The 11,358-nt window shown below is 56.0% G+C and carries 10 protein-coding genes; 2 read left to right on the top strand and 8 right to left on the bottom strand.

Annotation, left to right across the window (positions count from 1 at the left end; genetic code table 11):
- Positions 1–196: 196 nt before the first annotated feature.
- The 8 genes from WGT02_RS22115 to WGT02_RS22080 all read right to left on the bottom strand — a co-directional run bounded on the left by WGT02_RS22115 (position 197) and on the right by WGT02_RS22080 (position 8,873).
- On the bottom strand, positions 197–1,579 hold the full coding sequence (locus WGT02_RS22115) for an O-antigen ligase (RefSeq protein ID WP_225040014.1): 1,383 nt from the start codon (positions 1,577–1,579) through the stop codon (positions 197–199).
- Between the two features lie 336 nt (positions 1,580–1,915).
- A complete protein-coding gene (locus WGT02_RS22110) occupies positions 1,916–3,133 on the bottom strand; it encodes a glycosyltransferase family 4 protein (RefSeq protein ID WP_208246848.1) in 1,218 nt (405 codons plus the stop codon).
- A gap of 64 nt (positions 3,134–3,197) precedes the next feature.
- Complete coding sequence (locus WGT02_RS22105; protein ID WP_225040018.1) at positions 3,198–3,818, bottom strand: polysaccharide deacetylase family protein; 621 nt, start codon at positions 3,816–3,818, stop codon at positions 3,198–3,200.
- Positions 3,819–3,873: 55 nt separating this feature from the next.
- A complete protein-coding gene (locus WGT02_RS22100; protein ID WP_024316875.1) occupies positions 3,874–4,833 on the bottom strand; it encodes a glycosyltransferase family 2 protein in 960 nt (319 codons plus the stop codon).
- Between the two features lie 89 nt (positions 4,834–4,922).
- Positions 4,923–5,198 (bottom strand): acyl carrier protein, encoded by a 276-nt coding sequence (locus WGT02_RS22095; protein WP_024316876.1) that lies wholly within the window; start codon positions 5,196–5,198, stop codon positions 4,923–4,925.
- A 37-nt stretch (positions 5,199–5,235) separates the two neighbouring features.
- The gene (locus WGT02_RS22090; protein WP_208246846.1) at positions 5,236–6,462 is read right to left on the bottom strand and encodes a pyridoxal-dependent decarboxylase, exosortase A system-associated; all 1,227 of its coding nucleotides are present in this window, start codon (positions 6,460–6,462) and stop codon (positions 5,236–5,238) included.
- Positions 6,459–8,042, bottom strand: coding sequence for an acyl-CoA ligase (AMP-forming), exosortase A system-associated (locus tag WGT02_RS22085; protein ID WP_208246845.1), 1,584 nt, complete (start codon positions 8,040–8,042; stop codon positions 6,459–6,461). The genes WGT02_RS22090 and WGT02_RS22085 overlap by 4 nt, the downstream gene beginning before the upstream one ends.
- A gap of 18 nt (positions 8,043–8,060) precedes the next feature.
- Positions 8,061–8,873: a hypothetical protein gene (locus tag WGT02_RS22080; protein ID WP_225040020.1), complete on the bottom strand. Its 813-nt coding sequence runs from the start codon at positions 8,871–8,873 to the stop codon at positions 8,061–8,063.
- A 388-nt stretch (positions 8,874–9,261) separates the two neighbouring features.
- Between WGT02_RS22080 and WGT02_RS22075 the strand changes: the two genes are divergently transcribed.
- Both WGT02_RS22075 and WGT02_RS22070 read left to right on the top strand, forming a co-directional pair.
- Entirely contained in the window at positions 9,262–10,386 is a 1,125-nt protein-coding gene (locus WGT02_RS22075; RefSeq protein WP_331000933.1) for a glycosyltransferase family 4 protein, read from the top strand.
- Positions 10,358–11,293 (top strand): glycosyltransferase family 2 protein, encoded by a 936-nt coding sequence (locus WGT02_RS22070; RefSeq protein WP_024316881.1) that lies wholly within the window; start codon positions 10,358–10,360, stop codon positions 11,291–11,293. Before WGT02_RS22075 ends, WGT02_RS22070 begins: the two co-directional genes overlap by 29 nt.
- The last annotated feature ends 65 nt before the right edge of the window (positions 11,294–11,358 follow it).

Here is an 11,358-nt window from a genome sequence, read left to right as displayed (position 1 = left end):
ATCTTGTGACATATTCCGGCTAGGCCGAATAGAAGGGGTCAGTGAACGCTTAAGGACTGTTTGCAGTGACAACTGAATCTTGCCACCAGGCCAACGGGGGTACGTTACATCGGGCAAGAACGCCCAGGCGGTTCGAGAGCATTTTGGAGTCCGCTCCTGTCCCATCGTGGATTGGTGCACTGTGCAGCGGTTCCACTCACGAATACTTCAAACTTATCGATATCAGCGTCATCGGAGCAGCTGCTTTCTGCCTAAGTGGAGGGCTGCCTAATCCTAGGTTTGTGCCTGCGCCACAAGCGCTTCGAGCTTGCGATTCGCCCTGCACAACACGATAGCGGGCCCGCGGCTTGCGAACATTGCCATTGTGACGTTCTGATTGCTGGCTGCTGCTGCAATCGAGAATCCACACACCGGAGCCGACTAGGAAGAAAAACCAAACGTATGCGGCCACCCAGAAATGCACGGTTGAGCCAACGAAGACAAGGGCTACCATGCAGATGAGATAGGACGTCCTGCAACCATCAATATCAGGATCGATATCAGTTTTCTTCGCGACAGAGAGCCAGATAGAAAGCAGGGATAGCACCATGAACAGGAAACCAGGCACGCCATGCCGCATAGCCATCAATAGCCAGAAGTTGTCGACACTGTCTCCTGGCATCCATTGTGGCCGCGCCCAATCACCCAGCCCAATTCCAAAAATTGGATGATTAGCGACCGATGCAGACCCATACTCCCAGATCCAAAGCCGATACCATCCGGTCTGCTGATCAAACGTGAAATGCGAAATATAGAACTGCGCCGGTGTTTGATTGGAGCCAAGCTCAACAATGAGATAACCGACAAATGCAACTGCCCAAAGCAGCTTCCAGCGAGCGGTAAAGCCGCCAAGAACCTTGTTCCACTGCAGCAAGGCAATTTGGAAAACCACCCCGGCCAGCGGCGCAGAAGACATCGACAGGAACGCGGAAAATCCCACCAAACCGGTTAAAACGCCGCGCGAAATACCCGACACCTTTCCCTTCGTCGCTAGGTATGTCAACGCGAGCATGCTTCCGCAGAACGTACCAAATAATATCGAATGGTTAAAAGGTCCCTGGACGCGCGAAAAGCCCATCCGGGGCGCCATCCATGTTATTGCCTCCGTCCGGAATACTGATCCAAATGCGAGAAGCAGCAAGTTGGTCCCCGTCACCCATTCATAAACGGTGAATGGCAGCAGGCATATGATCAGTTTGGCGACAAACACCACCATATTGCGGAAGTCGTCAGCATTGCGAATGCAAACCCGAGCCAGGAGGTACGAACCGATCGTTTCTATGAAAAGAATGCCCGAAGGCTCAATGGCCTGGTCGATACCCTGCACGACCACAAAGGAGATTGCCGCCCACAAACAAAAAAGAATGAGGCCGAAATCGGCCACTCTTTTTTTCCCCGCTTTCCCCTGCGACCACTTGACGATGCATGGCAGGAGCGCGAGCAGGAGGATAATCCGATAGACAGAAAGATTGAGCGGCCCAATTGGAAGTACCCACGGGACCAGCAGGCCAGCAAGGAAAACCTTGACCGGCCACGCCAAGCGCGTCTCGTCTGCTTGGTCGGAAGCTGATTTCCGGGTCGCGGCGATGAGATTGTCTGGCGGCCGTGCGCCTTGATCGACTGTCGAGCTGCGTAGGTTTGTCTGCCCCGAGCGAGGTCCGTGGTAGTTGCTTGTTATCATTTTCTGCCCGGTCTCACTCACGCTCGACAGCCATTTGGAAATCGATCAATGACCAGGCCAAATAATAGTCACTATTACCTCCGACCGCGATTAATACTTCTGATATTTGCGTCGTCCAAATTGACTAACGTATGGTGATTTCGACAGCCAGTCTTCGAGAGCTCTGCTGCCGCTCCCCAACCCGAGCGTAGCCGTTCAACTCCGCACTCGGCCATTGTTCATAAGGTCGGCATAAATTGAGTCCATGCGGTCAAGTTTGGAGGACCACAAAGCAGTTTGCGTCGCGTGGGCATAAGATGCAGCACCCATACGCACACGCAACGCGGGGCTTACCACAAGCCTGCGTACGGCATCGGCAATGTCGACCGCAAGTGCGTCCGGCGTAGAGATGCCAAGCTTAATTGCACAGAGATCCGACGTCGCACTCCCGGGACCGCCGCGATCAACCACGACCAGCGGCAGTGAAAAACTCATGGCTTCGAGTGCAACGTTTCCACCCGGTTCGCGGTAGCTTGGAAAGACGAAAACGTCCGCCTGTCGATAGAATCCGGGAAGCTCATCCTTTGGACGCCACCCCAAGAGGGAAACCCGCTCGGAAAGACCCAGAGACGCTATCAATGCCTCGCATGCTCCGCGATCGGGTCCATCTCCGACAATAGCAAGCTCTACGGGCAAATCACGCAACAGCGCCATGGCGTTAATAATGTCTCGCGCGCCCTTCGTCCGGATTAGACGCCCCGCGTATAACAGCCTCACCGGACCTGATTGTCCGGATTTGACTATCGGCGGAGGCATCACGTCGATACCAGTCTCGCTCATGACTTCGAAACGCCTTACGGGAACTGCGGACAACTGTTCTTCAACGTATCGCGCTATACCCAGAACGCAGTCGGCACTTCCATATGTTCCTCGTAGGAGTGGGTCCCAACGAAGACGGTGGCGATCCAGATTGCGCAATCGAGTGTACCACGGGGAAGAGCCATCCTCCCCTACAAACCCTGGGGGAGTATTGAGGCCACCTCCAACTGGCCCGATAACGAGTGGCAAACCGAGATTTGCCGCTGGCGACGGATACCGCATCGCGACTGGGACGGGCTGATGCACAATATCGAACCTCATGCCATCCGTAAGTGCTTGCCGTATCCACCGTCGCGCACGGTAGTAAAAGGGAATGTAACCAGGCTTGAGAATGCTGTTCAGTCGCTCCGCCCGGCCAAGGACCGGAGGCTCGCTCCACTCCACGATTTTCACGTTGCTGAGTTGCTGAGCGGCAGGCGTTGCACCCTTCTTATGATAGGTCAGTAACGTCACGTCGTGACGCTCACCGAGCCGCCGAGCCCACTGAAATGCGACCCACGCCTCGCCAACATCTTCACCATTGCATGTGGGTGCCACCAGCAGCAACTTTGCCATCTCAGTCTCTCCCTCCGGTCAATGCTCTTCGGCGAAGACTTTCCAAGCCCTGACGCGCTGATCCTTACACTCGAAACTTCGTCCGCGCGGCGTTACGAAGCTTTCTCCAGAAAGGGATCTTTCCTGACAGAACATCGTCTAGCCAGCTGTCAGCTGTCTCTGATCGCACCGAATTTCTAGGCTTAAGGAAGCCCTCCACTTTAGCGCTCCCTCCCCCGCTTGAGTAAGCCGCCCTGTATCCCGCATTTCGTATCTGCTTCAAAACAGCGCCATTGTACCATCCAAACGGCATCGAAGCCGCGTTGACGGGGCGATCACATATTTGTTCCAGCTGAGCTTTTGACGATTCGAGTTCATAGAGAAGCTCGTTGGCCGTCAGTCGCGTCCAGTCACGATGACCAACGCCATGGCTACCTATACGCATTTCCAAAGCAATAAGAGTGCGGATGTCATCCGCTGTAAGAGAACCCTCCTTCCCTATACGGCCGGTCAAGACAAAGAATTGCGCGCGAAGACCGCGTTGGCGAAGTTCGGGTGCAGCAATCAGGAGATCGGAGGCGTTTCCATCGTCGAACGTGATCGATATTCGTTCGCGTGCGGGATGAGAAGCAATCCGATCGAGGATCGTCAGGAAGCGATCATGGCTGACCCAATAGTCGGCTTCGCCCGGCTCAAGCTCACGCATCGGCTCTCCAATCCCGTGGAAATTAACGATGCGGTACTCACCTACTCTCGCCATCCTAGCCCCGCGTGCTTTCCAGAAATGCAGCAGCTGACCGCAGCGGAGCCAATGCGCCGACCAACGCTGCACGATGCGACGCTCCCCGCCACGACCGGGCTGCGTGTCCAATAGCCACCCCCAGTTTGAAAAGCGAGGTTCGCAGTGCCCCGTGGTGACGGCGGTAGTAACGAATCCTGTTGGCGGTCAGCAGTGCGAACAGCCGGGGTCCCGTGCCGCTTCCCCCGCCGGCATGCATCACCTTCGATCTCGGCTCATAAACAATGTCATATCCCGCCTCGCGGATCCTTCGCTGGTAATCCACCTCTTCACTGTAGAGAAAAAACGACTCGTCCCACGCGCCGACAATTTTGCGGACCTCAGACGTTACAAGCAGCGCCGATCCCGTGGCCCATTGGACAGACCGGCGGCGATCGTACTGGCCAAGCTCGCCAACGATCTCGCCAAGCCCCAGTCGAGCAGCCAAATTTCCGCCTAAAATTGAATCCGCCCAGGCGGTGATGATCGAGGGCTCGCGTCTCAAAGTGGGATCGATGGATCCATCTTCCTTATAGTTGAGCGGAACGACCACTCCCACTTTCGACGTTGCCACCTGCTCGATTAACGGCTTGACTGCGCCAGGATAGAGCCGAAGGTCAGGGTTTAAGATAAGCAAATGGGCACCGGCATTTGCTCTCCGGGAAGCAATATTGATCGCTGCCGCATAGCCGGCGTTTCGGCCCGTTCGGATAACTGTTGGGCGCAGGGGATGGTCCTGAGCGATCTCTGCGGACCCGTCTTTGGAATCATTGTCGACTACAATAACCTCAAACCGATCCACTCCCTCCAGGCCGTCGACAAGGGAATCCAATAGCGCCGGCAAGGCATCGGCACTATTGAACGTTACGATGACGACGGCGACGCTCGCCCCGGCTGCACTTGCGCCGAAGGGGTAGAGGACATTGTCTGCTAACGCTGTCATGTCTGCCTCACATAGTTCAGTTCGCCACCCGATCGCGAGCTCATCAAAAGCCTCGCGAACTCGCTTGGAAGCCTCGCGTTCCGAATTCTCTAGCCGACAGCGACGTCGGCTTTTGGCCGATGCAGGTCGACGAATGATGCAATCGACCCAACCGTTTCGAATAGTTCAGCGCTGAAATCGTCGTCATCGATCTTGATCCCAAACCGAGCTTCAAGAGCGGCCGCCAAGCTGAGCACTGCAAATGAATCAAGTTCCGGCAGATTTCCGAACAGTGGGGTTGATGGGTTGGCGATGCGGCCCCGGTCATTGATTTCGAGGGTTTCGGCGATGACGTCTTTCACGGACTCGAGTGTTGAAGAATTCATGATGCCTCCAGTGATTGCGAATACTGATAACGACGGATCAAACGAGCACCTCCGGCGGCATGGGATGACCCAGAAATGCGGTTGGGCTTGCGGTCAAGCCATATGCGCCGGCTTGGAAGACAACGACGAGATCGCCCACGTCTGCGGGCGGCAAAGAGACATTGTCGCCGAGCAGATCCAGCGGGGTGCAAAGGCACCCGACCACCGAAACGATCTCCCGCTCGATGCTATTCATCTTGTTGCCGATGACGATGGGATAGTTGCGGCGAATTACCTGGCCAAAATTACCTGATGCAGCCAGTTGATGATGGAGCCCTCCGTCAACGACCAGATAGACCCGTCCTCGCGAAACCTTGCGGTCAACCACTCTCGTGACATAGACGCCAGACTCGCCGACAAGGTACCGGCCGAGCTCAATGACAATTTTCGCACCAGGCAATAAAGGGCGGATTGTGTTTTCAACCAGCTCAGTAAGCCTTTTCCCTACAGGAACGAGATCGAGAGAGCGGTCCTTTTCAAAGTACGGGATCCCGAAACCGCCACCGAGATTTAGGTAGCGAACGGAGTGACCATACTTTCCGGAAAGATCCAGCAGCAGTTCGACATTCCGAGAGAAAGCTTCGCAAAGAATATCCGAGTGGAGATTTTGTGAGCCCGCGAATACATGAAATCCGAGGAAATCCAGGTCTGCGCTGGCCAGTTTTTCAAGCAGCGACGGCACCTCTTCGGCATCAACGCCGAACTGTTGCGGTCCGCCGCCCATCTTCATCCCCGAGCCCTTGACCTGGAAATTCGGGTTTACTCGCAAGGCGACCCTTGGTCGGATGCCGAGACGATTTCCAGCTTCGATAATGCGCGAAGCCTCTGACTCCGATTCCATCTCGATCGTCACGCCAGCAGCGACAGCCTGGGCCAATTCGATCGCCGTTTTGCCGGGTCCGGCAAAACTGATGCTGGAGGAAGGCACCACGGTATCCAGCGCGGTTTTCATTTCGAATGCGGAAGCGACATCGAATGAATCGACAAGTCCCGCCAGGTGCTGAACCACTGCCGGCATCGGGTTCGCCTTGATGGCATAGCTGAGTTTGACGTCCTTCGGCAGAACCGAGCGGAGATAGGCCACTCTCGCGGTTATCAATCGGCGGTCGTAAGCGAAGAAGGGTGTCGTTCCGACGCGGTCGGCGAGACGATCCAGGCGGACTCCGCCGACAGCCAGGCAGTCTTCAGCAACGTCGAACATGTCGATAGAAGGATGTGCGCTCACTGTCCCAATTGCTCCCTCAAGAGTACGCGGTCGAACTTGCCGTTTGGGTTGGTGGGAATTGACGCCATCTCGATTACCTTTGACGGCACCATGTATTGCGGCAATCGATGTCTGAATGCTGTCAGCAAGGCGCCAACATCCAGCGTTTCGGCAACCGGACTTGCAACAAGAACGATACGCTGCCCAAGGGCTTTGTCATCTATCCCCATGGCAACGGCGTCGCGCGTCAGACCCGTGGCATAGGCCACTTCCTCGATTTCGGTTGGACTGACACGATACCCAGACGTCTTGATCATTTCATCGCGCCGGCCGACGAAGTACAAGAACCCCTCTTCGTCCCGGACCACTGTATCTCCGGAAAACACGGCCAATTCGGGTTGCCGCCATACGGCGCCGGTTCCTGGCCACGGCCGAAAGCGTTCGCTGGTGCGGGCGGGATCGTTCCAATACCCCAGCGCCACAAGCGGACCTCGGTGGACCAACTCCCCCGGTTCGTCAGGATCACACAGCGTTCCGTCCGGCCTCACGACAAGGATTTCTGCATTGGGGATCGCCTTTCCGATCGAGTCCGGCCGACGATCGATTTCAGACGGGTCGAGATAGGTGGACCGAAAAGCCTCCGTCAGTCCGTACATCAGGTATGGAAGCGCATCGGGAAAGGAAGACCGTAACCGGTCAAGTGTCGCCTTGGGCATCCTCCCGCCTGTATTTGCAAAGTAGCGCAGTCGAGCGCCGACCTCGGCTGGCCAGCTAAGGCCCGCGACCTGAATCCAAAAAGGTGGAACGCCGGTAATCCCCGTGACCTTGTGCTTCTCGCATAGTCGCACAACGTCAAGAGGCAGGAGGTAATTCATAAGCACGACATGGGCGCCGGAATTGAACGCCGTTGTCAACTGGCTCAACCCCGCGTCGAAACTCAGTGGCAGCACCGACAGGATCGTGTCGTGCGGACCGTTTCCGAGATAGTGACTAACGCTCTCAGCGCCCACGATCATGTTGCGATGGCTGAGCACCACGCCCTTTGGCTTTCCCGTACTTCCGGAGGTGTAGAGGATCGCCGCAACATCACAATCGACGCCTGCAGAGGGAGGTTCGTCTGCTTCTACCGGAACCAATTCGACCCACGAATGGGTGGCTGGAGACTGTTTATCATTCTCAATCTCTGATCCCGGCCCGTCGACAAGGACGACATGTTCCAACGATGGAATGTCGGCGAGGTGGTCCTGGAGTTGAGCCAGACGATCTGTTGATGTCACCAATATCCTGACATCGCAGTCGGCCAGTATGTAGGCGACTTGCTGTGACCTCAATACGGGATTGATGGGCACCGTTACGCAACGTGCCGCCGCCGTTCCGAATATCGAAACGATGGTCTCAAACCGTTTATCGAGGAGAACCGCCACGCGGTCGCCTGGTCTCGTTTCGAGGGAGCCAAGGCCTGAAGCAAATCCGCAGGCGTTTTGCCATAGCTCAACGTAGCTACTGGTGATGTTCTTGTATGTCAGCGCGGGAGAATTGCCGAACGACGCTGCCTCATGGCGAAGCAGATCGGAAATATTGCACTTAATCGGCGGCTGCATTGGTGTCCAAACTCCTCACTACCAAGGTACGCAGGTAAGTTCGCTGTAGAGGTAGTCGACCTCGCTCGCAGACACTCGGTCGCTCAAGAACATCTTTGGACGCGGCGATCGAAGCGAGATGGACAGTTTTGGGTGCACGTCGGCAAAGCGGTCTTCGACAAAGGTCGCGACAACACCAAAGCGCGTTAGCAGGTAGCTGTAGATCTGGTGAGCAGTCTCCGCGAAAAGGTCGCGATCTCCGACATGCAGGATCGATGCGAACACCCGCAGTCTTTTGCGCGTATCCTTGCGGAATATGACGTAGCAGCAGCGATCGCGCTTTATCACAGCGAGATGATGTGCGGCAGGGGCAAGGACATGGTCCTTGTAGATACCAAGATTGCGTTCGTCGAGATGACGCTCGATTAGACGTGGATCGGTGACAATCGAAACGCCGCTTCCCCAACTCGGCCGCGGAAGGTTTATCACCAGGGCAGCTGCTGTGTCGATTTGCTGGAACTTGAGGCGACGATTGAGCGGAACGACATTCCCGCTTGGCGACAGATCGGTGAACGTGTAGCCACCCTGGTCAAGGAGTGCCTTCAGGAGTCGCAGGCCATGCGCTCGATAGCCATCCAGGACGCACCAGGCACTCAAGTTGCAGAACTTCTCGACGCTTTCTCCAACGCGTCGCGCCGAATAAAAGGCAACATACACGCCGACGATGCGTTCTCCACTGACCAGCATGTAACCGTGATTGGGGGACGTTGCCTGCCATGATGGCCGTATCGCCGATGCCCATGTCGCTGATGACAGTCGCCCATTCAGCTCTGCATGAAGGAAGTCTGCCACTCGCTGCACGTCGCCAGAAGAAATCGGACGAAGCAATGTACTTCCATCTCTTTCTCGGAAAATTTCCTCCGACACTGACGTGTTTTCCTTTTGCCACTCATGTAAACAAGCAAATATCGAAATATCTTTACATACAATACTATCCAGATTCATAGATACCCATATGGTTGAACCACGGATCAACCAAAGGCCACCCTTTTTAACCGGTTTGGTAACTAGAGTGGCGTGGCGGCGGGACCGTATCATCGAGCCTTGATGTGTTTTCAACACACGGGAGGCTGTCATTCCTAGCAACCATCACATTCTGATCCTGGTCGAGAATCTGCCGGTTCCGTTCGATCGTAGGGTCTGGCAGGAAGCGAAAGCGCTAATTGAGGCCGGCTATGAGGTGTCGGTGATATGCCCCAAGGGAAAGGGACACGAAAAAAGCTACGAAGTCCTGGAGGGGGTCCATATATACCGGCACGCTCTTCGCGAGGCCTCTCGTGCAGCTGGCTACTTGAGAGAGTATTGCCTTGCGCTTTTTCACCAGACCTGTCTCTCTTTCCGCGTTCGCCGGCGCCAGTCAATCGACGCCATTCAGGCGTGCAATCCCCCCGACCTGATGTTCCTGGTGGCGCTGATCCATAAATTGCTATTCGGCACACGCTTTGTATTCGACCACCACGATCTCAGCCCGGAACTCTATGTTACCAAGTTTGGGCGCAAGGACATGTTTCACCGGTTGCTCTGCTTCTTTGAACGGCAGACATTCCGGATGGCGGACGCCAGCATCGCGACGAACGAGACCTTTCGTGACATTGCCATCGCACGCGGCGGCATGGCTCCCGATCGCGTCGTCGTTGTCAAGAGTTATCCGGAAGCTTCCCGTTTCCGGCGCACCCTTGCTGATCAGTCGCTCGTCGCTCCCGGCAAGCACCTGATCGGCTATCTTGGCATCATGGGTGAGCAGGATGGCGTGGAGACCATGGTGCGCGCCCTCGCCGAGATTATCCACGTGCGCAAGCGAAGCGACGTCCATGGCCTCATCATTGGCGATGGTCCAGAACTTGGTCGGCTGAAAAAGCTCGCAGCCGAGCTGAACCTTGGCGATTCCTTACGCTTCAGTGGCTACCTGAGCGGTCAGCCTCTCATGGCGCATCTGTCTGCGCTCAACATCGGTGTCATTCCAGATCCGCCCAACGAATTCAACGACAAGCTCTCAATGAACAAGGTCTTTGAATACATGATGCTGGGCCTGCCCATCGTTCAGTTCAACCTTCGGCAAGCGAGGCGCGATGCTAGGGAAGCGGCCCTTGTGGTCCCGGAGCATTCGCCAGAAGGCCTCGCGGACGGAATTCTTGCGCTTGTGGATGATCCGCAGCGGTGCATGGAGATGTCAGCTGCGGGACGAGCCGTCGCCGAGCGTGAGTTCCAGTGGGCAACCGAAGCTCGCCGCTATTTGACTGCCTACCGCACGGTGTTTCGCAGGAGGTTGGACGTCAATGATAAGCGTCATTATCCCGCATCTTGACCAGCCCGAAATGCTCCGAAGGTGCTTGGCTTCGCTGACACGCGAGGTTAACCCGAGGCTCTCGGTGGAGATAATCGTGGTGGATAACGGGTCGAAACAGATGCCCGTGGAGGTTTGCGCGTCCTTTCCAAATGTCAAGCTTCTGTCGCAATCGGTGCCCGGTCCAGGTCCGGCGCGCAATCTCGGTGTAGCAAACGCGGCCGGAGACACCCTTGCTTTCATCGATGCTGACTGTATTGCCGCGGATGGGTGGTTAGATGAAATCGAGCACCAGTTTTCCTCTGATGCAAAGAAGTCCATCCTTGGCGGAGACGTGCGGATCGGTTGCGAAAATCCAAGCCACCCGACGCTTTTGGAAGCCTATGAAAGCGTGTTCGCCTATCGCATGAAGGAGTACATAGCAAAGCAGGGATTTACGGGAACCGGCAACCTGGCAGTGCGCGCGGAGGTCTTCGCCTCGGTCGGTGAATTTGGGGGCATCGATATCGCCGAAGATCGTGATTGGGGTCAGCGAGCTTTAAGAGGAGGCTATCGAACGCATTATTGCGAGAAAATGATTGCCTACCATCCCGCTCGCAAGAGTTTTTCGGAATTGGCCTTAAAGTGGCAGCGACACACTGCCCATGATCTTGCCCGTATAAAGGGCAGACGCGGCTGGAGGTTGCGCTGGATCGTGCGGGCCGCCGCTGTTGCTCTTTCTCCCGTTGCAGAAGTGACACGGATTTGCAGCTCAGCGCGCCTGAGCGGTTGGAGGTCGCGCGGACTGGCTTTTGTTGGCCTCGTCCTTATCCGCGGCTACAGAACCGCTATCATGGTTTCACTTGCCTGCGGCGCGACTGATGCGATGACGCTAAGCCGTCGCTGGAACCCGCGGTCCATAGCTGGAACTCCTTCAAAGAATAGGTGAGCCATCGTCATCGCGCCGAACATCGCAGATGACATCCGGAAGACGCGAAAATCTGGCCAAGGTTG

Origin of the sequence: Rhizobium sp. T1470 (genome assembly GCF_042140505.1) — a bacterium.
Taxonomy (GTDB): Bacteria; Pseudomonadota; Alphaproteobacteria; order Rhizobiales; family Rhizobiaceae; genus Rhizobium; species Rhizobium favelukesii.
This window is presented reverse-complemented; position numbering and strand designations above follow the sequence as displayed.